Here is a 23837-nt window from a genome sequence, read left to right on the forward strand (position 1 = left end):
CATGGTTCACTCAGTCATTTCCGATGTCACCAAACGGATCATCGACCGCAGCGCCGATCTGCGCGGCCCACATCTTGAACGGATGGAGCAAGCCAGATCCAAGGGTCCTGCCCGTGCGCATCTGTCCTGTAGCGGTCAGGCCCATGCCTATGCGGGCGCGGGTGAGGATCAGCAATCGATGGCCACCGGCACTGCGGGCAATCTGGGTATTGTCACCGCCTATAATGACATGCTTTCGGCTCATCAGCCGTTTGAACGCTATCCCGCCCTGATCCGCGATGCGATCCGTGCCGCCGGCGGAACGGCACAGGTGGCAGGCGGTGTGCCAGCCATGTGCGACGGTGTCACCCAGGGCGAAGCGGGGATGGAGCTGTCGCTGTTCTCACGCGACGTCATCGCGTTGGCAACCGGTGTGGCGCTTAGCCACAACACCTATGACGCGGCTGTTTTTCTTGGGGTGTGCGACAAGATTGTGCCCGGCTTGATCATCGGCGCGCAGGCCTTTGGCCATCTGCCTGCCGTATTCCTGCCCGCAGGCCCGATGACCAGCGGCTTGCCGAACGACGAAAAAGCCAAGGTCCGACAGAAATTCGCCGCCGGGGAAGTGGGCCGCGAAGAGCTGATGAAGGCTGAAATGGCGGCCTATCACGGCCCCGGTACCTGTACTTTTTATGGCACCGCCAATACCAACCAGATGCTGATGGAGTTTATGGGGCTGCACCTGCCGGGCTCCAGCTTCGTCAATCCGAATACCCCGTTGCGTGACGCCCTGACCGAGGAAGGCGCGCGCCGTGCCCTGTCGCTCAGCGCGTTGGGCAACAGCTACACTCCGGTCTGTCAGGTTCTGGACGAGCGCGCTTTCGTCAATGGCATCGTCGGTCTGATGGCAACCGGTGGTTCAACCAATCTGCTGATCCACCTGATCGCCATGGCGCGCGCTGGTGGTATCGTGCTGGACTGGCAGGATTTTTCCGATATTTCCGCTGTGGTGCCGCTGGTCGCGCGGGTCTATCCCAACGGCCTGGCGGATGTGAACCATTACCACGCGGCCGGCGGCCTTGGGTACACGATCGGTACTCTGCTTGAACAAGGCTTGCTGCACCCGGACACGCTGACCGTCGCAGGTCAGGGGCTGCACAACTATACCAAGGAACCCAAACTGATCGATGGCGAGTTGATCTGGCAGGATGGTTCGGGACACAGCCTGAACGAAAAGATCCTGCGCCCAGCCAATGACCCGTTCCAACCCACCGGGGGCCTGTCGCGCCTGACCGGCAATCTGGGCACTGGGGTTATGAAAGTATCAGCCGTAGCGCCGGAACATCAGGTCGTCGAAGCACCCGTGCGGGTGTTCCACGATCAGGATGAGGTGAAAGCCGCCTTCAAGGCCGGAGAGTTCACAGATGACGTTATCGTCGTGGTCCGGTTTCAGGGCCCCAAGGCCAACGGGATGCCGGAACTGCACTCGCTGACGCCCATGCTGTCGATCCTGCAGGGCCGGGGCCAGAAAGTGGCTCTGGTCACCGATGGCCGCATGTCTGGCGCTTCCGGCAAAGTACCCGCCGCCATCCATGTTGTCCCCGAGGCGCTCGACCGCGGCCCCATTGCATACCTTCAGGACGGTGACGTCCTGCGCGTCGACGCGGTCAGGGGTGATCTGGAAATCCTCACCGCAGGCGTTCTGGACCGGTCCCCCGCGACCGCCGACCTGTCCGCCAATCAACACGGCGCTGGGCGCGATCTTTTTGGTGCGTTCCGCCAGAATGTCGGCTCGGCCGACACCGGTGCCAGCGTTTTCGGAGTTTAACCTCATGTCCAAATCCCAACGCACCCGCGAAATCTGCGCTCTGGCGCCCATTGTTCCGGTTCTGGTTGTCGATGACGTCGCGCAGGCCCGCCCGCTGGCCGAGGCATTGGTCGCCGGCGGCTTGCCCGCGCTTGAGGTCACCTTGCGCACGCCCGCCGCGCTCGACGCGATCCGCGCGATGGCCAAGGTGCCGGGCGGCGTGGTCGGCGCAGGTACGCTGGTCACACCCGAAGACGTCTGCGCCGCCAAAAAGGCGGGCGCGCAGTTCGGCGTTTCCCCCGGTGCCACGGATGCCCTGATCGCGGCCTGCGAAGCCGAAGACCTGCCGCTGTTGCCCGGCGCCGCGACGGCAAGCGAGGCTATGGCGTTGCTGGAAAAAGGCTATGACATGTTGAAATTCTTCCCGGCCGAGGCCTCGGGCGGCGCGCCCGCGCTCAAGGCAATCGGCGCGCCGCTCCCCCAGATCAGCTTTTGCCCGACCGGGGGCGTGTCCCCCGCCAACGCCCGCGACTACCTGTCATTGCCCAACGTGATCTGCGCTGGCGGAAGCTGGGTCGCACCAAAGCAACTGGTCGAAAACGGCGACTGGGCCGGGATCGAGACACTTGCGCGCGAGGCGTCGAAGCTGGCGGATTGACGCCGCGCGGCCTCTCGGTAATGTGGGCGTCAATTTATACAGGTTGACCCCATGACACAGACGGTATCCCTTTCCCAGGGGCGGACATATTTGGCCATTCCGGGCCCTTCGGTCATGCCGGATGCGGTTTTGCAAGCCATGCACCGTCCGTCGCCCAACATCTATGATGGCGCGCTCATCGACATGATGCCCGACCTGACCCGCGATCTGTGCCGGGTTGCCTGCACAAATCACAACGTTGCCATCTATATCGCCAATGGTCACGGCACCTGGGAGGCCGCTCTGTCCAACGTGATCGCCCCCGGCGAAACCGTTCTAGCTCCTGCCTCGGGCCGGTTCACCTATGGCTGGGCCGAGATGGCCGAAGGCATCGGGGCAAAGGTTCAATTGATCGATTTCGGCACCTCGTCAACCTGGGATTTTGACCGGATCGCAGACGCGTTGCGTGCGGATCGAAACCACCAGATCAAGGCGGTTCTGGCGGTCCATGTGGATACATCCAGTTCGATCCGGAACGACATCCCGGCGCTGCGCAGGCTTCTGGACGACCTGCAACACCCGGCGCTGCTGATGGCAGACTGCATTGCCTCGCTTGGCTGTGACAGGTTCGAGATGGATGGCTGGGGTGTCGATGTCACAGTTGCCGCTTGCCAAAAAGGCCTGATGACCCCGGCGGGCATCGGCTTTGTTTTCTTCAACGAAAAAGCACAAGCCAAACGGGCCACCATGCCGCGCGTTTCGCAATATTGGGATTGGCAGCCGCGCGCCGATCCAGACCTGTTCTATCAGTATTTCAACGGCACCGCGCCTACGCACCACCTCTTTGGCCTGCGCGCCGCGCTTGATCTGATCCATGCAGAGGGGATCGAACAGGTCTGGGCCCGCCATGAACGTCTGGCCACTGCCATCTGGGCGGCCTGCGAAACATGGGCCGAAGGCGGCGCGCTGCATCTGAACGTTGCCGATCGCGCCCACCGCAGTCACGCCGTCACGGCCTTGCGATTGACAGAAGGTCGCGGCACGGCCCTGCGCGCGTTCACTGAACATCAGCTGGGCCTGACGCTGGGCATTGGTCTTGGGATGGAGGACTACGACAGCTGTTTTCGCCTCGGGCATATGGGCCATGTCAACGGGCAGATGGTGATGGCGATGCTGGGGGGTATGGAAACGGCCATGGCCGCTCTTGATATCCCCCGTGGCAAAGGCGCGCTCGAGGCCGCAGCCGCCGTTCTGGCCGCCTGACACGCCTCAGACCAACAGCACCGATCCGCCCCTTCATCTGGCCAAAAATATCCTCGGGGGGATCGCGCTTTGCGCGATGGGGGGCAGACAGCCCCCCTTTGACCCGATGGCAAGACAGACCAGCGCTAGCCTGTCTTTGCCCGCACTTCCGCTAGCGCCTTGGGCAATGCGACCGCAAAAGCATCCAGATCTGCTGTTTCACCACAGCTTACCCGGATGCACCTGTTCTGGGGTGCTGCAAACGGCATCCGGACAAACAAGCCCCGCGCAACCAAAGCGTCCAGTACGGCCTTGGCGAAATCGCCATCCCGCCCGCAGTCAATCGCCACGAAATTGGTGGCGGAGGGCAGGGGCTCCAACCCGTTCTCGCAGGCAATCGTTGCTAACCGCTCACGCGCCTCAACGATTTGCGCCTTAATGTGCTCCAGCCAGGTGCCATCCTGCAACGCGGCCAGCGCCCCGGCCTGCGCCGCTCGGTTCATGCCGAAATGGTTGCGCACCTTGTTGAAGGCTGCGATCAGGTCGGGCGCTCCTAGGGCATAGCCAACCCGCGCGCCCGCCATGCCATAGACCTTAGAAAATGTCCGCATCCGGATTACGCGCGGATCATCTATACTGACAGGTGCAGCCGTCCCTTCGGGCGCACATTCCACATAGGCTTCATCCAGAACCAGAAGGCACCCATCAGGCAAGGCATCCATGGTAGCCACGATGTCCGCGCCGGAATGCCAGCTGCCCATCGGATTGTCCGGATTGGCCAGATAGACCAGTTTGGCACCAACCTCAGCCGCCTTGGCAAAAAGCGCCGATGGGTCCTCGTGATCACCTGAATACGGCACTTTGTGAAGAATGCCGCCGAACCCGGCCACATGATAGTTGAAGGTCGGATAGGCCCCGTCCGAGGTGACAACCGCATCCCCGGGCCCGACGATCAGCCGCACCAGATAGCCCAGCAGCCCGTCAATACCTTCGCCCACGACGATATTCTCCGGCGATACGCCGTGATGGTCGGCCAAAGCATGGCGCAGGTCATGGTTTTCGGGGTCGCCGTACATCCAGATCTCGGACGCGGCTTGCGCCATGGCCTCGATCGCGCGGGGCGAGGGGCCGAAAATGCTCTCATTGGCGCCCAGTCGGGCCACAAAGGACGCGCCGCGCTGGCGCTCTTGCGTTTCCGGGCCGACAAAGGGCACGGTGGCGGGCAGGGATTGGGCAAGCGGGGTGTATCGAGGTCCGGTCATGTCCGCAGATAACCCCAAGCCCGATCAATGAGCAAGCGCGCACAGGCGTTGGGCGCGCTGGAAAAGAAGTAAGAATAAAGGAGCGCAGATGCGCATTCTCTCGATCGTTATTTTCCTGGGCCTCGCCTATCTTCTGGTCTGGCCCGTCCCGGTAAAACCTGTCGCCGTCGAAATGCCGGTAGATGCCGGTTTCACAGGTGATTTCGCAGAGAACAACGCACTGGGCGTCGCGCAGCTGATTCGCCTGCCGGGTGCAGAGATTGGCCCTGAAGACATCGCTGTCATGCCAGATGGCACGATCTACACAACCAGCCTGTCCGGCACTCTCTACCGCATCAATGGGGCGGAACCGGTCGAGGTTGACCAACTTGGCGGTCGTCCCCTCGGCCTCAAGGCCGGACCGGATGGCGCGCTTTTCATCGCTGACAGCTATCGGGGGGTGATGCGTTGGACCGGTCCGGGCACATTGGACACGCTGGTGGGCGACATCAACGGCGCGCCGGTGATCTACGCCAACCAGCTGGATGTGGCGCGGGATGGCACGATCTACTTCTCGAATTCATCTGACCGCTTCGATCCTGAAACCATGGGCGGGACCAAACCGACCTCTGTCCTCACCATCTGGGAACAGTCCGATACGGGTTACGTCGCGCGTCGCACACCCGACGGCCGCACCGAGAAAATCGCCGAGGGCTTTGTCTATACCAACGGTGTCGCGCTTTCACCTGACGAGGATTTTCTGCTGATCGCGGAAACAGGTCGCGCGCGCGTGCACAAGCTGTGGCTGACCGGACCAAATGCAGGGCGGCAAGAGATCCTGCTGGAAAACCTGCCCGGCTATCCCGACAACCTCGAGGCTCAGGGCGACGGCACCTATTGGATGGCCTTCGCCAGCCCGCGTGTCCCGTCCGAGGCGCTGATGCCGTACCCGTTCCTGCGCAAGGTGATCTGGCGATTGGGTCCGGCAGTGCGCCCCGCGCCGATCCATCGCGGCATGATGGTGCAGTTTGATGGCGATGGTACGATCCTGCGCACGCTACAGGACCCGCAAGGCCGCTTGGGCATCACGACCGGCGGTAAGATTGCGGGGGATCAGTTCTATGTCATGACGCTCGATTCCCCGTGGTTCGGGCGAATGCCTGTCAGCGACATGCCCTGACGTCGCAGTGGTATTCCGCAGTCTGTCCGGGCATGTTTGTCACGATTGAATTTCCGGAGGTCCTCCATGTCACGCGTATCCGTTGCCTATCAAGACCACGTTGCCCATGTCACTCTGACCCGAGGCGACAAGATGAATGCGCTGGATGATGCAATGATCAAGGCACTTTTGTCCGCCGGGCAAGAGGTCGCCGCCTCGGATGCCCGTGCCGTGGTCCTGTCCGGCGAAGGCAAAAGCTTTTGCGCCGGGCTCGACATGGCAAGCTTTGCCAAGATGGCCCATATGGACCCCACGGAATGGCTGATGACCCGCAGCCATGAAGACGCCAACGAGATGCAGGAGCTGGCGCTGATCTGGCGTCGCGTTCCGGTTCCGGTGATCTGCGCAATTCAGGGCGTGGCTTATGGCGGTGGCCTGCAAATCGCGCTGGGCGCGGATATCCGTATCGCGCATCCCGAAGCGAAACTGGCCGTGATGGAGATGAAATGGGGCATCATTCCCGATATGGGCGGCATGGTTCTGTTGCCTCGGCTGGTCCGGTCGGACGTGCTGCGGCTGCTGACCTATACGGCCCGCCCGATCGGTGCGCCGCAGGCGGCGGAGTGGGGCCTTGTGACGCAATTGTCCGACGATCCGTTGACCGAAGCGTTGGCCCTAGCCGAAAACATCGCGGGCCAAAGCCCTTCGGCCATCCGTGCTGCCAAGCGTCTGATCGAGGTTGCCGAAACTCAGCCCCGCGCAGACGTTCTGATGGCGGAATCCGCTGAGCAGGTGGAACTGATTGGCAAACCCGACCAGATGGAAGTTGTCATGGCGCAGATGCAGGGCCGCAAGCCCGAGTTCAAATGATCACCGCATGAAGGCCCGCCGCGCGTCGCGGGCCATGTTGTAGCGCATTTCCAGATCGGCGATACGGGCCATTGCGGCTTTGCGCTCGGCGGGGTCCGTCAGGGTCGCATAATCCTGCCGCGCTGTGTCGAGCTGTTTTTTGATGTCGAATTCTTCCGGCAACACGCCTGCCTGCGCCATGATCCGATGGCCGGCGGCGGTGGCCGGATCGCTCAATGCCTCGGATGACCGGTCAGGCAGCGGTTGGCCTTCGCCCTCAAGGCCCTGCAACTGACCCTCGGCTTGGGCTTTCTTGATCTGGCGCTCGACCAGTTTTCCCAACGCTCCAAACATGGCCTCTTCATACTTGCTTTGAAGTGCGGTTTGAACCCGTTTACCGAAAGCGTTGTTTCACAAGATAGGCCATCCCGCCTGCCAGCAAGCCCCAGACGGCCGCACCAAGTCCAAACGCGGTAATGCCGGATGCAGTGATGGCAAAGGTCAGGATGGCCGCTTCGCGCTCGGCCGGAACTTCCAGCGCGGCGGATGTGGCATTGGCCATCACCCCGATCAGCGCAACACCGGTCAGCGTGCCCATCAACAGTGGATCGGCATGAATGGCGAAGCCGGTAATCGCCACAGCGAACACCCCGAACAGGCAATAGAACAACCCACCCATCACGGCAGACCAATAGCGTTGCGCGGGGTCGGGGTGGCTGTCCTCGTTCGCGCACATCGCAGCGGTGATCGCCGCAAGGCAGGTGGCGGGGGCACCGAACGGAGAAGACAAGATGCTGGAAATACCCACGGACGAGAACAGCTTGCCGGTCTGCGGCGCATAGCCAAAGCTGCGGATCACCGCGATGCCGGGGATGTTCTGGGTCGCCATCGTGACGATGAACAGCGGCACGGCAATCCCGATGACCGAAGCCGCAGAGAAGCTGGGCGTGGTCCAGACCGGAGCCGCGATCCATTGCGTCGGCGTCAGCGACGCGTCCCCGGCGTTCAGAACGACGACGGCTGCCGCTGCTACGACCGCAGCCGGAACGGCAAACAGGCGGTTGATCCGGCCGGCGATGAACCATGTCAGAATTACCGGCAAGGCTTGCCATGGCAGGTCAACCGCTGCCTGAAAGGGCAATATGCAAAGCGGTAGCAACACGCCCCCCAACATGGCCTGCGCCAGGGTCGTCGGTATCGCCGCAGCCATTCGCCCCAATGGTCGCCACAGCCCGGCCAACACGGTCAAAGCCCCTGCACAAAGGAACGCGCCTGTCGCTTCGGCAAACCCCAGTGCAGGTGTGGCGGAAACCGCCAGCAGGGCCGCACCCGGCGTGGACCAGGCCACGCTGATCGGCTGCCGATACCACAGGCTCAGCACGATGGCGGTCAGGCCCATGGCAATGGCCGCCATCATCAATCCGGACGCCGCCTGCGTCGGGGACGCGCCCATCGCCGCCAACCCTTGCAATACAATCGGGAAAGAGCTGAAAAAGCCGACGATTGCCACAACCAGCCCGGTCGAGACTGTCTGGAACGGTGGGGCTTTGAGCGTCATGACGGCCTCGGGGAAATGTGTTCGCTGATTGCTAACAAGCAGGGGCAGGGTCGGGCAAGGTCTGAACGTGCAAAAGAAAACCCCGCCGTTGTGGTCGCGGCGGGGTTCCGGATTTGAGTATTTGGGAAAAGATGAAGATCAGGCGATTTCGGTCAGTCGGGCCAGCGCCTCGTTCAGTTTCGCTTCTTCCTCTTCGCGGGCGGCGAGGTTGGCTTTGGCCTCTTCCACGACCTCTGCAGGGGCCGAGGCCACGAATTTCGGGTTGTTCAGACGCCCGCGCAGACCACCAAGTTCCTTGGCCAGCTTGCCCTTGGCCTTTTCCAGCCGTTCCTTTTCCGCTCCGATGTCGATGATATCCGCCAGCGGCAGGCCAAAGGACGCTCCGGGCGCCGCGATCGAGATCGTGCCCTTGGGCAGCGTGTCGGCTTTGGTCAGGCTGTCGATCCGGGCCAGCCGCTTGATCAGCGCCTCGTTCAGGTCCCAGGCGGCCTGGCCGTGGGCGTCGATCTCGGTCACCAGCATCGGCACGTACAAACCGGCCGGAACGCGCATCTGGGCGCGGGCCGAACGGGTGTTCTCGATCACCGAGATCACCCAGTTCATTTCGCGATCCGCGGTGGCATCAACCAGATCGACGGCGGCATAGGTCGGCCAGTCGGCATGCACCAGCATCTTGGCGCGGGTGCCGGTCAGGCCCCACAGTTCCTCGGTGATGAATGGCATGATCGGGTGCAGCAGGACCAGGCACTGATCCAGAACCCAGCGCATGGTGCCGCGGGTTTCAGCCTGGGCCTCGGCGTCATCGCCTTGCAGCAGAGGTTTGGACAGTTCCACATACCAGTCACAGACCTTGCCCCAGACAAAGGCATAAAGCCCGTTCGCCGCGTCGTTGAAGCGGTAGCTGTCCAGCGCCGCGTCGACCTCTTCGCGCACGCGGGCAGTTTCGCCGATGATCCAGCGGTTCACGGCGGCTTTGGGCTTCAGATCAGCCGCATCCAATTGCGGCACGGCGTCGGTGAAAACCTCGTTCATCTCGGCAAAGCGGACGGCGTTCCACAGCTTGGTGCCAAAGTTGCGATAACCGGTGATGCGTTCGCGGGACAGTTTCAGCACCCCGCCAATCGCCGCCATCGACGCGTTGGTAAAGCGCAGCGCGTCGGCACCGAACTCGTCCACAATCTCCAGCGGGTCGATGACGTTGCCGGTGGTCTTGGACATCTTCTTGCCCTTCTCGTCGCGGACGAGCTGGTGCAGATAGACGGTGTGGAACGGGATCTGATCGACCACGGCCAGCTGCATCATCATCATCCGGGCGACCCAGAAGAACAGGATGTCAAAGCCAGTGATCAGAACGTCCGTGGGGAAGTAGCGCTGCAACTCTTCGGTCTGTTCGGGCCAGCCCAGCGTGCCGATGGGCCACAGGCCGGAGGAGAACCACGTGTCCAGCACGTCAGGGTCGCGCCACACCGGGTAAACCAGCTTGGTCGGATCCTGTTCAACGGCGTACTGCGCCAGGCTTTCGGCGAACCGATGGATCGCCTCCTGCTTGTCGGCGACTTCGATCACGGTCGCGTGGCTCAGAGGGCTGGGAATGTCCGCATTGTCGTCCAGGAACTTTTCGGTAACGGCCTCGAAGCTCGCGGCACATTCCATGACATTGCCACGATGCAGCATGCCGCCTTCGTTCAGCAAACGACCCAATTCAACCAGATCAAGGTCGCCATCATTCTCGTCGTCAAGGAAGTCTTCTGCGGACAGGTCTAGACCATACCAAACCGGAATCTGATGCCCCCACCACAGTTGGCGGCTGATGCACCAGGGTTCGATATTTTCCAGCCAGTGGTAATAGGTCTTCTCGCCCGACTCGGGGATGATCTTGACCGTGCCGTCCTTGACCGCGTCCAGCGCAGGGCCGACGACCTTGGCGGCATCGACGAACCACTGATCGGTGAACATCGGCTCGATCACCACCTTCGACCGGTCGCCGAAGGGCTGCATGATCGGTTTGCTCTCGACCAGCGGAACCAGCGTGTCGGCGCCTTCCTGATCCGGCTTCAACGCGGTTGATCCCAGGCGCGGATCATCCGCGCGGGCCATCACGGCCAGACCATCGGCGGTGATCTCTTCCACCACCTTGGCCCGCGCTTCGAACCGGTCGAGGCCACGCAGATGATCCGGCACCAGATTGATCGCGTCGATCTCGTTCTCGGTGAACGCGCGCCCACGCGCATAGTCCTGCGCCTTGCCTGCCTCTTCGGCATAAGGGGCCCCATCGGCCCGCATCGCGCCCTTGGTGTCCATCAGGCGGTACATCGGAATGCCGCCGCGCTTGGCGACCATGTTGTCATTGAAGTCATGCGCGCCGGTGATCTTCACCGCGCCCGAGCCGAAATCGGGGTCGGGGTAGTCGTCGGTGATGATCGGGATCTGGCGGCGATGCTCTTTCGGTCCAACCGGGATTTCGCACAGCTTGCCGACGATAGGCGCATAGCGTTCGTCCGAGGGGTGCACCGCGACCGCGCCGTCGCCCAGCATGGTCTCGGGGCGGGTCGTGGCGATGGAAATGTAATCCCGCTCTTCCTCAAGGATGACGTTCCCGTCCTCGTCTTTTTCAACGTAAGTGTACGTCTCACCCCCGGCCAGCGGGTACTTGAAGTGCCACATGTGGCCGGCGACCTCGATATTCTCGACCTCGAGGTCCGAGATCGCGGTTTCGAAATGCGGATCCCAGTTGACCAGCCGCTTGCCGCGGTAGATCAGGCCCTTGTCGTACATGTCGACAAAAACCTTGATGACCGCATCGTGGAAGTTGGGGCTGTTTTCATGGCCCGTGCGCGGGTCGCCCGCTGCACCGGCCATGGTAAAGGCGTTGCGCGACCAGTCGCAGGAGGAGCCGAGGCGTTTCAGCTGCTCGATGATGGTGCCGCCGTATTCACCCTTCCATTCCCAGACTTTCTCCAGAAACTTTTCGCGGCCCAATTCGTTGCGGCTGGGTTGTTGGGTGGCGGCCAGCATCTTTTCGACCTGCATCTGGGTTGCGATGCCGGCGTGGTCCTGGCCGGGCTGCCACAACGTGTCAAAGCCACGCATGCGGTGCCAACGGATCAGGATGTCCTGAAGGGTGTTGTTGAACGCATGGCCCACATGCAGAGCACCGGTCACGTTCGGCGGCGGGATCATGATGCAAAAGCTCTCGTCGCGCGAACGGTTCGCGCCTGCCTTGAAGGCTCCGGCCTGTTCCCAGGCCTTGTAGATCCGGGCCTCGGCCTCGGCCGCGTTGAATGTCTTTTCCATCGCCATGGGATGCGTCCTGCGTCAACAAATTCGGGTCAGCGCCTGCAATAGCGAATGCGCGCGGCAAGGGGAAGGCCTAGTGCGCCTAAGCCACGCCAAAGCGTGCTTTGAAATAGGCGTCAACGCGTTGATAGGCGGGTTCATGGAAATCCAGCGTCAGCAGCGAATGATCCTTGCCGGGATATTCGACGGTTTCCAGCAGATTGCCGAATGCCTGTTCAAGCGCCTGCATCAGTTTCTTTGGTGCAAGCTTGTCTTCGGAGTACCGCATCGCCAGACCGGGGCCTTTCGCGGCCATACCCGCAGAGGCCGCGCCGATGTCTTCAGCGCTCATGTGCAGATGGCGACCCCCGAGGATCGGCAGCGCAGGTTGGCTGGCTACCCCGCCCAGAACGGCGTCTTCGGCCATGAGGGTCAGGGCGAAACTGCCGGTCAGGCACATGCCGATGACGCCCACACCGGCGCTGTTTTCGCGTTGCTTGATCTCACGGGTCAGGGCGCGCATCCATCCTGCAATTGGGCTCTGCCTGCCGCGGGCGAAAATGTTGAACTCGCGCCGCACGCAGAACAACCGGGCCATGTTCTTGGCCATTTCAACCTTGCCATATGTTCCAAACAAATGAGGCAGGTAGACGCGAAAGCCGGATGCGTTGAGCTTGGCGGACAACGCCAGCGTTTCGGGCCCGATCCCGGGCAGTTCCTGAAGGATCAGGATCGGTGGGCCTTCGCCGCCGACATAAACGTCATGTGTGGTCGACTGCCCGCTGGTCATCGGGGCAGAGAAGGGAAAAACGGTATCATGCGTCCAGCTCATGGCCCAAGGCTAGCCGAACATCCTTTGCGCGCAAACGAATTTCAGTGAACTCCGCTGGACATCGCCTGGTCGCGGGCTAGGCTCGCCCCTGAGACCGCGCAGGAGGGCCACCCATGGAAAAGTTCGGCAGAAGCCAGCCGGTGAAACGGACCGAGGATCAACGGTTCCTGACCGGGCAGGGGCGTTACATGGATGATGCGGTGCCCGGGAACGCTTTGTTTGCCGCATTCTTCCGCAGCCCGGTGGCGCATGGTGACATCACGTCTCTGGATGTCGAGGCCGCACGGGCTGCCGACGGCGTTCGGCTGGTCATGACGCTGGACGATCTGGCAGCTTCGGGCATCGACACGGTGCTAAACGCTGCCGTTTTACAAAACCGCGATGGATCGAAGGCCGCTGCGCCCGATCGGCACATGCTGGCCAGGGATCGCGTGCGTTTCGTGGGCGAGCCGGTGGCGGTTGTTATCGCGGATACGCTGGCACAAGCGCAGGACGCGGTCGAGTTGATCTGGATGGATACGCAAGAGCGCCCGGCCAAGCTGGACGTGAAGGCAGGCGGTGAGATCCTGCACGCGGAAGCGCCCGAGAACCGTGCTTTCGATTGGGGGCTGGGCGACGAAACCGCGACCCAGGCTGCCTTTCAGGCGGCCGCGCATACGGTGTCGCTGAACGTCGCCGACAACAGGGTCATCATTAGTTCGCTGGAGCCGCGCGGATGTCAGGCGAACTGGTCCGAGGGGCGCCTGCATTTTTCTTACGGAGGTCAGGGCGTTTGGGCGATGAAGGCCCAACTGGCGCAAAAACTGAAACTGGATGCGGACAACATACGCGTCACGACCCCGGATGTGGGTGGTGGTTTCGGTATGAAAGTGATGCCATACCCCGAATATTTCTGCGTTTCCGTGGCGGCGATGAAGCTGGGTCAGCCGGTGCACTGGATGTCCGACCGGTCCGAGGCGATGCTTTCTGATCACCAGGGCCGCGACCTGACCTCGCTGGCCGAGCTGGCCTTTGACGCCGATCACAAGATCACCGCCTATCGCGTCCACAGCAAGGTGAACCTTGGCGCCTATAACAGCCACTTCGGTCAGGCGATCCAGACCAGCCTGTTCAGCAAAGTGCTGATGGGTGTCTATGACGTCCAGACCACCTATTTGCGGGTCGAAGGCTTTTATACGAACACGACGCAGGTGGATGCGTATCGCGGTGCGGGCCGCCCCGAGGCGATTTACGTGCTTGAACGCGCGATGGACCGCGCCGCGCGCGAACTGGGCGTTGACCCGTGGGAACTGCGGCGCAGGAATTTCATCCGCCCCGCCGATTTCCCCTACACCACTTCCGCTGGCGAAACTTATGATGTCGGCGATTTCGACATGGTCCTCACCCGTGCGGCCGACCAGACCACCGGGTTCGAGGCCCGAAAAGCTGCGGATGCCGAACGCGGTCTGATCCGGGGGCAGGGTCTCTGTTACTATATCGAAAGCATTTTGGGGGACCCTTCCGAAAACGCGAAGGTCGCGTTTTGCGAGGATGGAACGGTGAATCTTTACGTCGGCACACAATCGAACGGGCAGGGGCATGAGACGGTCTACGCCCAGTTCCTGTCAGATCAGACGGGTATCCCCATGGACAAGATCACCGTCATTCAGGGCGATACCGACCGGCTTGCCCATGGCGGCGGCACTGGCGGGTCCCGCTCGGTCACGGTGCAAAGCACGGCCACCCTGGCCACGATTGACAAGATGATCGCCGCATTCACGCCTTATCTAGCCGATAAGATGGGGGTCGAGGACAGTGATGTGCATTTTGACCACGAGACATTCCGAGCGCCGGGCTCGAACCTGACGCCGACCCTGACCGAAGCTGCCGAGATGGCGCGTGCCGATGGTCGAACGGATCTGCTGCAAAATGAGGCCCGCGCAAACCTGGATGCGCGCAGCTATCCGAACGGCGCGCATGTTGCCGAAGTCGTGATCGATTCTTGCACCGGCGAAACCTGGGTGGACCGGTACACCGTGGTTGACGATTTTGGTAATCTTATCAATCCGATGCTGGCCGAAGGGCAGGTACATGGCGGGGTGGTGCAGGGTATCGGCCAGGCGCTGACCGAACATGTCGTGCACGATGCACATGGGCAACTGCTCACGGCTTCGTTTATGGATTACGCCTTGCCCCGTGCAACCGACATACCCATGATTAAGTTTACCTCGGCGCCGGTTCCGTCAACCTCGAACCCGATGGGGATGAAAGGGTGTGGCGAGGCTGGCACCGTGGGCGCGCTGGCCGCTGTGGCAAACGCGGTTCAGGATGCGCTCTGGGATCATGGGGTGCGGCAGGCGGACATGCCTTTCACACCTCACAAAGTATGGGAATTGCTGACGCATGAATCTGTCGCGGCTGAGTAGAAAGGTTCTGGGATGGCTCGGGCGCCCTTTGCGGTCCGAGCATTCCGCCGAGACGCGGCACCGCGAACCGATCAGCCATGTCATCATCCTTGATGGCACCATGTCCACTCTGGAACCGGGGTTTGAAACCCACGCCGGTCAGACATTTCGCCTGTGCTGCGAGATGGGCAGCAAGGTTTCGGTGTTCTACGAGGCAGGCGTGCAGTGGGAAAGCTGGAAGTCCTCGCTGGATGTGATGATGGGCAGGGGCATCAACCGCCAGATCCGTCGCGCCTATGGGTATTTGGCGTCCCGCTACAAGCCGGGCGACAAGATCTTTTTCATCGGTTATTCGCGCGGTGCCTATGGCGTGCGCAGTCTGGCCGGCGTGATCGACATGATCGGCCTGCTCAAGGCGGAACACGCCACTGAACGAAACATACTGCAAGCGTATCGCCACTATGAATGCAATCCAGAGGGCATCGCCGCCAGCGAATTCCGCCGACGTTTCTGCCACGAAGGGGTCGAGATCGAGATGGTCGGCGTCTGGGACACGGTCAAGGCGCTGGGTTTGCGTTTGCCGCTGCTGTGGCGTAGGGCCGAAGAGAAGCACGCCTTTCACAACCATCAGCTGGGCCCGGTCACCCGCCACGGGTATCACGCTTTGGCGCTGGATGAGACGCGCGAAGTGTTCGAACCAGTTCTGTGGACCTGCACGCCCGAGTTCAAGGGCCATGTGGAGCAGGTCTGGTTCCGCGGAACCCATGGCGACATAGGTGGCCAATTGAACGGCTACGAAGAGGCGCGGCCGCTGAGCAACATTTCCCTGATCTGGATGCTGGACAAGGCGGAATTGCACGGTCTGCCTTTGCCCGACGGCTGGCGCGATCGGTTTCCCATTGATCCCCATGCGCCGTCGGTTGGCACATGGCGCGGCTGGGGCAAGATTTTCCTGCTGCGAAAGCATCGCAAGGTCGGGCAGGACCCGTCAGAACGCCTGCATGTTTCAGTTTCGCCGGACGAACTGCCCGGATGGGTCGCGATGCCGAACCTGCCGACACATCCCGCGCAGTGAAAGGCTACAATGTGCCGGTGACTCCAAGATCACCGGCACTTCACTGTCAGGTTCGAGCCCAACTTGTAAATTCGAATTTCTTGGTACGCGCGCACGCAGCACCAGAAATGCTGCATGCGCGTGAATTTCGGTGCCGCCGCGCAGCGGAAGGACCAGTCATTCATGTTGACCGCAGCGAGGAACAGACGCCGAATTCACCAGGAGCGGGATTTTGCTGCCGTTCTCGTCATTCACTCGTTTGCGGAAATCCGAAATTGCTGAAGTTCGTCTGAACTCGTGAATGCTTTCGGTTTTTGTAGATGCCGGAGGACCCTTACTTTGAACCCAAGTGCACATCAAGGAATGATATGATCCGGTCTCCCAAAGACATTCGAGTGCCATCGTCACCCAGCGATACAGCATTGTGCGGATAAAAATGGGCAAATCCCGGAACCCATGACAGTGAGTATTCCACACCGGCTTCCCTCAAAAGCGACACAACTCCTGGCAGGTCACTTAACTGCGTGTGTTCGTCGAATTGAGAGTACGCCAGTAGTGTGGGTGGCAAATCAGGGTGGTCCATCACCGCCTCATGCTCGAAGAGAATGTTCGGCCCGGACAGCGGAAAAATCGCGGCAAGTGGGGCGTCCATACCAATTCCGACGTTGAGTGTAATTCCGCCACCGGCCGAATGCCCGCCCATTGCAATGCGCTCAGGATCGATATTGAAGCGCTCCGCGTTCTCAATGACAAATTCGAGGGCGAGGTTGGCATCTTCCGCACCAGCCAGCCCGGCTTTCCACAGATAAAGCCTGTCTTCGGGGCTGTTCTCTAGCCGTGGCAATCCCATTGCATTCCGAGCCCGAACTGTCGCCTCAAACACCTGCGGCGTGATGTAGGCGTCAACATCGGCAATCAGGTTCCCTTCCCCCGGCGCTAAAGCAGGCTCAGGGTATTCGGTGGCAAGCCGATACTCGATAACAAAAACAACGTAGCCAAGCGGCGCAAGCAACCGCGCATAATCTTCCGGGCGCGAGTGCACAGCGGCCTCTAGCCGAAAGGGTTCTATACGTCTTCCACCGCGGTGATGCGCGCCACCATGCACGTATATTACCGCCGGATGCGGGCCGTCTGAAACTGACGCAGCCTTGGTGTAGTCCGCGTTGGCAGCAGAGGGTGAATAGACGTCCATCCGCAGTTCCCGCTCTGTCTGAATACCATCAGGCGCGATTTTTCCTGTCCCGTAAACAACGTCGAGCTCAGTTTCGTATCCAAACACCTGATCAGCGTTGCCAGATTTGGCGGCTGAAAAAAGCAGCAAAGCGGCTACAGACAGCCAGACGCTTTTACGGATCATTGAATCCTCCAATCGAAAGTAAAGTGTGCTGGTTCGCAACGCTGTCGGCACTTCTGAATGAAGTGGTCGTCGGTACTTTGCCTCTGATTTGTCAAAGCGTCGAAATAGTTATGAAGATTGAAGCAAATAACCGTCGCAAAGTGCTCTACTGCCTGAAGAGCGTTGCAAAGTTCTCTTTGGTATGCGCTGTAAATACAGTCACTAGCAGAAACTGCCGAAGGCGAATGTGCAAGCCGCACTTCAGCGATCATCGGCAAAGGAGCGGTCAAGGAAGGCTGCAATCCGACCTTCTATCGACACACTCACCGCATCGCCGCCCAGACTGGCAGCACCAGCAGGGTAAAAATGGCCAAACCCGGGAACCCATGCGAACTCATAGTCAACGCCGACTTTTTCATAATGCTGGATGAGTTCAGGCACAGAGGATAGCGCGCCAGGAAGATCATATTGCCCCATAAACATCAAAGTCGGTGGTGTTACTGAGGTCGATGTCACGGTCTTTTTCACGTCAAAGCCCGCATCGGTTCCGGAAAGTAAAAAGACACCTGCAACGGGGACGCCCATGCCATAAGCGACGTTCCAGGACGTCACCGCGCCTGCTGAAAAACCTCCCAGAACGATACGGTTTGGATCGATCTGGTATGTCCCGGCTGCCTTGCGAATGTGTAAAACGGCTGTGCGCAGGTCTTCAGCGGCGGCGACTACGCCATCAACCATTGTCTTTTTTTGATCCGGAATCGCGAAATCTATCGGCGGCAGGTTCATCGTCCCCCGAATGTAATTGGCTTGAGGTAAAAGCGGTAACAGACTTTCAGGATCTATCCAGTCTTCTTGGTAGCCCTCGCCGGACAGCACCGGGCGTTCCGTTGTAAGCCGGTAATCAATCGCAAAGCAGGTATAACCTCTCGCAGCAAATCGGCGGCAATAGTTGCCCATCGAGGTGTCCTGCGCACCTCCGGATTGAAATGTCAGACGTGGACTGCCGCGATGGAAAGCCCCGCCGAAAGTAAGGATCACAGCTGGCCGTGGCTCGGTAGCATTTTCGGCGGGATAGTAGACGTCCATCCACAGATCTCGCGATACTTGCGTCCCGTCCTTCGTCACGAGGCCCGCGCCGTAGATCACATCAGCCTCCAGAGTGTATGTCTCCGCTGGTGCCTCCTGCGCGAGCAGAGGAGCACCTCCCTGAGCAGGAAAAAGGAGTGCAGCGACCAAAGCCATCAAATAGAAGTTTCGAAATTTGCTCACTTGGCGCCTCGATCGAATGATAAATTGAACTGCCCGAAGCTTTTCACGCAGGTGCGTAAATTCGGACGGCGATCGCAAACACGCTAAATGAGGAGACCCGATCGCACAACTGGCAGGCAGAATAATTCGCTGGCTGCGAATGCAAAGTGTATAGATTAAGTAATTCTGCTTTGGGCTTTCTACGGCCCAATGCGTCTGCGGCGTTCGCCAATGAAACAGCAAGCTTATAACGGCCATTCAAACCACCAGCAAACTGAGGCGCCAGCGCTGTGCATAGTCAGGGTTTGGCGGGAGGATTGGAGGGCGCACAATGCCAAGAGTCCAACTTCCCGCTGTCACCCCGAAACGAAGAGCCTGGTACAAGGGCCGGATCATCGGCCAGAAACGGCCGCTTTGGCCGAAAAAGGTCTGGGCGATCCGCGCGCGGCTCGAGCTGGCGGGCAACCTGCGCGATCTTGCGCTGTTCAATGCGGCCATTGATAGCAAGCTTCGCGGATGCGATTTGGTGAAACTGGCCGTCGCCGACCTGGTAAAGGATGATCGCGTTCGCGAACGCGTGTCCGTGATCCGGAGCAAAACCAAGCGGCCTGTTCAGTTTGAACTTTCTGAAAACACGCGGGATACCATTGCCGCATGGATCAAGTCACCGGAGATGCTCGGCTGCCATTTCATGTTTCCCAGCAGGTTTCATGACCGCCCGCATATCTCAACACGCCAATATGGCCGGCTTGTGAGGGATTGGGTGGCCGCGATTGGGCTGGAACCCAGCGGATACGGCACCCATTCGCTGCGCCGGACCAAAGCAGCGGAAATCTACCGCAAAACCGGAAATCTCAGGGCAGTTCAACTCCTGCTCGGGCACACAAAGGTTGACAGCACTGTCAGATATCTTGGTGTCGAACTTGAAGATGCGTTGAGCATTGCCGAGCACATCGACATTTGAACCATGTTGGCGGGCGGCACTTGCCGTTCGCCAACTCAGACCAGGCCTACGGTCGCACCGCGGCAGTGGTTCGGTTCGAGCCCACTTTGACCGATGCTGATCGATGCCCCCATGACAGCAATGCGCAGAAATCTGACTTTGCAAAGATGCCGTTCATGCTTTTGCTCGCCTAACCAGACCGGCCCAGATAGCCGGAGGCCCATCTTGGAAGTGCGGCACTATAGATTGTTGGCCTATTTGAAAAAACTTAGGTACTGAGCAGTGTTGTGCTACGTCAGCCAACGTTAGTGCTAGGGGAATAAGGGCAGTACAAGCTCCAACAAATCAGACGATTTTGGACGAACTATTGGTCGATTAACATCATTGTCCGAGCGATAGCTGCCAGACAAGCTTCAGCGCTGTTTTCGTTTAACCGAAATAATGCACCCAGAGTGTTTTGGATGCCGTGCTGGTACATCCCGCGCCATAGCGTCCACGTTTCCGAGGTGCCGCAACGCTCCGTTGTTCAGCAACACACCACGCCCTGCATCGTAACGGCGCTGTCCAAATCCGCTGGCAACGCATTCCCAGTTTTCCTTTGCCGCTGCGTTGCGGAACCTGGGTAAGTCGTGCGGGTCATGCCGTCCAGGTGTTGCTGCGACATGATCGAGTTTTTTTGAATTGCTTTGGTGGGTCAAATGGTGGGTAACTTGTGTTGTGCCAGTTGGCTGGACAGTACCGGTTGTCGGCCTTGGCTTTGGGCGCATAACTGTCACTACGCCTTGTGGTTTCGGATGTCCTGGGACGGCCATATGAGTTGCCGTAGGTTTTGGAGTCAACTGTGGAACCTGACCAGGAACCGCTGTGGGAACCTGATTGGGAGTCGCGGTTGGGACGAGCGGTGGCACAGCAGTTTGACCGTTAGGTTGAGGCGGAACCTGACCAGGAACAGCGACTGGTATTTGGTTGGGTGTTGCTGTTGGCACCAAGGGCGGCACATTGGGTTGAGGCGGAACCTGGCCTGGGACAGCTATCGGAACTTGATTGGGAGTTGCAGTCGGAACTTGCGGCGGCACAGCAGTCGGTCCGGTAGCCAACGGCGGAACCTGATTGGGAACGGCTGTCGGAACCCGGTTTGGTGTCGGGTTTGGCACTAATGGCGGAGCTAGTGTCGGCGCTACGATCGGCGTTGGCACCTGACCGGGTACCGCTACTGGTGTCGCGATAGGAACCTGACCGGGAATTGCGTTCGGGACCGCGCCCGGTGCAAGGACCGGCACTGTGACGGACGTGGGCGTTTGCGGCGTTCCTCGAGGTGGCAACTGATTTGCCACCGGCTGCGTTGGGCCGGTAATTTGATTGCCTGCCCCTAGCCCACCGGCCTGCCCGCATCCTTGGCTCGACTGGTGTGGGTTCCCTACGCCTCGGCACCATCCGTAGTGATTTCCGCGGGCAAAGACCTGAGTAGCGGCCAGTTCAGAGGGGGAGGATCAGAAAGCGATGAGCCTACGGCAACTTTGTCCGCAAAGCTGACGCTCCGAACTAAATCACCCTCGCAGCATTCAGCGAGGGTGTTTTCTTTGTAAGAACCCGTTACGCCTTGCGTCGTTCTTGACTATGCAACGTCTCCGGTAGAGGCGTGGCGAAATGCCTGCGCCCTTTTCACGTTCCATAGACATGATTTAGGTTCTTGTGTTCGCAATTACCGCCGACGATCCCTGCGCGAGCTCATCGGCTGGAAGGCCACTCCCACATGCGCCTCGCAATAGGGTTTGCCCGCCTCAACCGGAAGGCCGCAGAACCAGAAATCCTCGGTCGCGGGGTCGCCCACGGGCCATTTGCATGTCTTCTCGGTCAATTCCATCAAAGTCAGCTTCTTGGCTTTCTTTTCAACCTCGTTGACCTTGGCCAGCGCCTCGGGGCTGATCTCATTGGCCGATGGCTGCGGTGGCAGCGGCTGACCGGCGGGGATGATCTGACGGCGGGCCGGAACGACCGGTTTCGCCTCGGCGGTCGGGGCCGGGGCCGGACGCGCCGGTTCGGTCTTGGGTGCAGGTTTGGGCTTGGCCTCGGCCTTGGGGGCGGGCGCCGGTTTTTCTTTCGGTTCCGCCTTGGCCGGGGATGCGCCTGCCGTCCGGTTCGACAGGCCCAGGCGGTGCACCTTGCCGATCACCGCATTGCGGGTCACGCCACCCAGTTCCTTGGCAATCTGGCTGGCCGACTGGCCTTCGCCCCACATCTTCTTCAGCAGTTCAACACGCTCGTCTGTCCAGGACATCGTTAGCCTTTCAAAAGCGGAAAGCGGCCCCGGATTCGGGCCGCCTTGGGAATTCGTCTCAGCCCCCTATTCTAAACACTGCTGCCCGAGTTACAAGCTGTCTTCGAATCAGCTTGAGGGCAAATCATGCAAAATCCCGCAGATCAGACCGCGCGTCGCTTCGGAGCAGTCAACTGGATGGGCCTGTACACGCTGGCGCAGCGCGAAACCCTGCGTTTTCTGGCCGTCTGGACGCAGACGGTTCTGGCACCTCTGGTTACGGCGGGGCTGTTCCTGTTGATCTTCACCATCGCCATCGGACCCAGCCGGCCCGATATCATGGGTGTGCCGTTTGTGATGTTTCTGGCACCGGGGATCATGATGATGACGGTGATCCAGAATGCCTTTGCCAATACCTCGTCCTCGATGGTGATCGCCAAGGTGCAGGGCAATATCGTCGATACTTTGATGCCGCCGCTGTCACCGCTCGAGATTCTGCTGGGTTACCTCGCGGGTGGTATTGCCCGAGGCGTGATGATCGCACTGGTGATCTCGATTGCGTTTTTGGTCTTGCTCTCCATTGCGCCTCAGCACCCCCTGATCGCGCTGACCTTTGTTGTTCTGGGTGGGGCATTCATGGGCGCGTTGGGCCTGTTTGCCGGTATCTTCGCCAACAAGTTCGACCAGATGGCAGCAATCACCAACTTTATCGTCACGCCGCTGGCCTTCCTGTCGGGCACGTTCTACTCGGTCGAGGCGCTGCCGCCCGTGCTGAACCGCCTGACCCACCTGAACCCGGTGTTCTATCTGATCGATGGTTTGCGCTATGGAATGATCGGAGTGTCCGACAGCTCTCCGTGGCTGGGAATGGCGGTTTGTACGTTTGCAACACTCGTGATCGGAGCCATCACCTGGCTGATGCTGCGCACCGGATATCGCCTCAAGGCTTAGGGTGGCCCGGCCATCGCGACCGGTTGCAAGGGCCGGGGCCGGGGATGCAGGCGCACCCGTTCCCGCCGTGCGGGGCAGCCCTTCAGGCGCCGCGCCGCACCGCTTCTCGCCAGACCAGGATCAGCCCGCCGGCCAGGATGGTCGCAGACCCGACCAGACTGATCCAGTCGGGGATCACATCAAAGACCGCAAAGTCGTAAAGGGCGGCAAAGATCAGCGTGGCATAGCTGATCGGGGCCACAAAGGATGCATCCGCCCGCGCCATGCCGTTGACGAAACAGGCCTGCGCGCAGGCCATCAGAACGCCGATCCCCACCAATGCTGCCCACTGCTGCGAGGTTGGCATCTGAAAGACGAAGCTGACGGCCAAAGTGGCGATCAGCACCCCCATCGCGTTATTGATCAGCAGGATCTGCATCGGTGGCTCGCGCCCGGACAGCTTTTTGATGAAAATCAGCTCCATCCCGATCAGCGCAGCCGCCGCCAGCGCCAGAAGGGCGGCGGGCTGAAAGCTGGCCGGGGTCGGACGCAGCAGGATCATCGCGCCCGTCAAGGCGACAGCCGCCGCCAGCCAGCGCCACGGGCCGATCCGTTCTTGCAGCAACGGAATGGCCAGCACCATACCAAAGACAGGGTTCAGAAAGGATATGGCCGTCGCATCCGCCATCGGAATGTAGGCAACCGACGCGAACATCAACGTCACCCCCGCCCAGCCAAAACTGGTCCGCCCGACGTGAAGCCCCCAATGGGGCCGCACCAACCGCGGCCGCAATGTTGCAACCGCCAGCAGGATCGCCAGCAGGGCAAACAGAAACCGCCCGTGACTGATCTGCATGGCGTGCAAGGGCGGCCCCAACGCATCCGTTCCCAGCGCCTTGGCCAGCAGCGTCGTCGCCGCGATAAACGCCGTGGCGGCAAAAATCAGCGCAGCGGCAAGCGGTGGATTGTGGTGCTTGGGTTCGAACATGGCCAAGCGGTGCGCCGTTGCACAGGCTTTGGCAAGGGCAAAATTCGATCCCTGCAAAATACTGGCTTTCCAACCTGCTCAAGCATCGCTATACGGTCGACCATGATCAAACATGTG

At 60.4% G+C, this 23837-nt stretch carries 18 protein-coding genes; 9 read left to right on the plus strand and 9 right to left on the minus strand.

Annotated features, from left to right (window positions below; translation table 11 throughout):
- Window position 1: 1 nt before the first annotated feature.
- Genes edd through I9184_RS14490 form a run of 3 tightly spaced genes read left to right on the plus strand, consistent with a single transcriptional unit; the run spans window position 2 to window position 3686 of the window.
- A complete protein-coding gene (gene edd / locus I9184_RS14480; RefSeq protein ID WP_216598296.1) occupies window positions 2-1807 on the plus strand; it encodes a phosphogluconate dehydratase in 1806 nt (601 codons plus the stop codon).
- Window positions 1808-1811: 4 nt separating this feature from the next.
- Window positions 1812-2444, plus strand: a complete 633-nt coding sequence (locus I9184_RS14485; RefSeq protein ID WP_209834983.1) for a bifunctional 4-hydroxy-2-oxoglutarate aldolase/2-dehydro-3-deoxy-phosphogluconate aldolase — start codon at window positions 1812-1814, stop codon at window positions 2442-2444.
- A gap of 51 nt (window positions 2445-2495) precedes the next feature.
- Window positions 2496-3686: an aminotransferase class V-fold PLP-dependent enzyme gene (locus tag I9184_RS14490; protein ID WP_209834984.1), complete on the plus strand. Its 1191-nt coding sequence runs from the start codon at window positions 2496-2498 to the stop codon at window positions 3684-3686.
- Window positions 3687-3811: 125 nt separating this feature from the next.
- On the opposite strand, the gene I9184_RS14495 is transcribed toward I9184_RS14490, so the two are convergent.
- Window positions 3812-4927, minus strand: a complete 1116-nt coding sequence (locus tag I9184_RS14495; RefSeq protein ID WP_209834985.1) for a pyridoxal phosphate-dependent aminotransferase — start codon at window positions 4925-4927, stop codon at window positions 3812-3814.
- Window positions 4928-5015: 88 nt separating this feature from the next.
- Between I9184_RS14495 and I9184_RS14500 the strand changes: the two genes are divergently transcribed.
- Both I9184_RS14500 and I9184_RS14505 read left to right on the plus strand, forming a co-directional pair.
- Window positions 5016-6086 carry an SMP-30/gluconolactonase/LRE family protein gene (locus tag I9184_RS14500; protein ID WP_209834986.1) on the plus strand — a complete coding sequence of 357 codons (1071 nt, stop codon included), beginning with the start codon at window positions 5016-5018 and terminating at the stop codon, window positions 6084-6086.
- 66 nt (window positions 6087-6152) lie between these two features.
- A complete protein-coding gene (locus tag I9184_RS14505; protein ID WP_171636928.1) occupies window positions 6153-6935 on the plus strand; it encodes a crotonase/enoyl-CoA hydratase family protein in 783 nt (260 codons plus the stop codon).
- Here the strand turns inward: I9184_RS14505 and I9184_RS14510 are convergent, their stop codons facing one another.
- From I9184_RS14510 to I9184_RS14525, 4 genes are all read right to left on the minus strand, one after another.
- Window positions 6936-7268 (minus strand): DUF1992 domain-containing protein, encoded by a 333-nt coding sequence (locus I9184_RS14510; protein ID WP_209834987.1) that lies wholly within the window; start codon window positions 7266-7268, stop codon window positions 6936-6938. It lies immediately after the preceding gene.
- Between the two features lie 40 nt (window positions 7269-7308).
- Entirely contained in the window at window positions 7309-8472 is a 1164-nt protein-coding gene (locus I9184_RS14515; protein WP_171636932.1) for a benzoate/H(+) symporter BenE family transporter, read from the minus strand.
- Window positions 8473-8610: 138 nt separating this feature from the next.
- The gene (locus tag I9184_RS14520) at window positions 8611-11772 is read right to left on the minus strand and encodes a valine--tRNA ligase (protein ID WP_209834988.1); all 3162 of its coding nucleotides are present in this window, start codon (window positions 11770-11772) and stop codon (window positions 8611-8613) included.
- A 79-nt stretch (window positions 11773-11851) separates the two neighbouring features.
- Window positions 11852-12580: a dienelactone hydrolase family protein gene (locus I9184_RS14525; RefSeq protein ID WP_209834989.1), complete on the minus strand. Its 729-nt coding sequence runs from the start codon at window positions 12578-12580 to the stop codon at window positions 11852-11854.
- A 113-nt stretch (window positions 12581-12693) separates the two neighbouring features.
- Here I9184_RS14525 and I9184_RS14530 point away from each other — a divergent pair, with 113 nt between their 5' ends.
- Both I9184_RS14530 and I9184_RS14535 read left to right on the plus strand, forming a co-directional pair.
- Window positions 12694-14985: a xanthine dehydrogenase family protein molybdopterin-binding subunit gene (locus tag I9184_RS14530; protein ID WP_209834990.1), complete on the plus strand. Its 2292-nt coding sequence runs from the start codon at window positions 12694-12696 to the stop codon at window positions 14983-14985.
- Window positions 14963-16039 carry a DUF2235 domain-containing protein gene (locus I9184_RS14535; protein WP_171724407.1) on the plus strand — a complete coding sequence of 359 codons (1077 nt, stop codon included), beginning with the start codon at window positions 14963-14965 and terminating at the stop codon, window positions 16037-16039. The genes I9184_RS14530 and I9184_RS14535 overlap by 23 nt, the downstream gene beginning before the upstream one ends.
- Window positions 16040-16352: 313 nt before the next feature.
- Here the strand turns inward: I9184_RS14535 and I9184_RS14540 are convergent, their stop codons facing one another.
- Window positions 16353-17375, minus strand: coding sequence for an alpha/beta hydrolase (locus I9184_RS14540; protein ID WP_171636939.1), 1023 nt, complete (start codon window positions 17373-17375; stop codon window positions 16353-16355).
- A gap of 240 nt (window positions 17376-17615) precedes the next feature.
- Entirely contained in the window at window positions 17616-18860 is a 1245-nt protein-coding gene (locus tag I9184_RS14545) for an alpha/beta hydrolase (RefSeq protein WP_209834991.1), read from the minus strand.
- A gap of 73 nt (window positions 18861-18933) precedes the next feature.
- Here I9184_RS14545 and I9184_RS14550 point away from each other — a divergent pair, with 73 nt between their 5' ends.
- Complete coding sequence (locus tag I9184_RS14550) at window positions 18934-19566, plus strand: tyrosine-type recombinase/integrase (RefSeq protein WP_209834992.1); 633 nt, start codon at window positions 18934-18936, stop codon at window positions 19564-19566.
- Between the two features lie 1681 nt (window positions 19567-21247).
- Here I9184_RS14550 and I9184_RS14555 read toward each other — a convergent pair.
- A complete protein-coding gene (locus I9184_RS14555; protein WP_152457300.1) occupies window positions 21248-21823 on the minus strand; it encodes a GcrA family cell cycle regulator in 576 nt (191 codons plus the stop codon).
- A gap of 126 nt (window positions 21824-21949) precedes the next feature.
- On the opposite strand from I9184_RS14555, the gene I9184_RS14560 reads away from it, so the two are divergent.
- Entirely contained in the window at window positions 21950-22753 is an 804-nt protein-coding gene (locus tag I9184_RS14560) for an ABC transporter permease (protein ID WP_209834993.1), read from the plus strand.
- 82 nt (window positions 22754-22835) lie between these two features.
- On the opposite strand, the gene I9184_RS14565 is transcribed toward I9184_RS14560, so the two are convergent.
- The gene (locus I9184_RS14565) at window positions 22836-23720 is read right to left on the minus strand and encodes a DMT family transporter (RefSeq protein WP_209835028.1); all 885 of its coding nucleotides are present in this window, start codon (window positions 23718-23720) and stop codon (window positions 22836-22838) included.
- Window positions 23721-23837: the final 117 nt, after the last annotated feature.

The organism is Ruegeria sp. HKCCE3926 (genome assembly GCF_017872515.1).
Classification (GTDB): domain Bacteria; phylum Pseudomonadota; class Alphaproteobacteria; order Rhodobacterales; family Rhodobacteraceae; genus Ruegeria.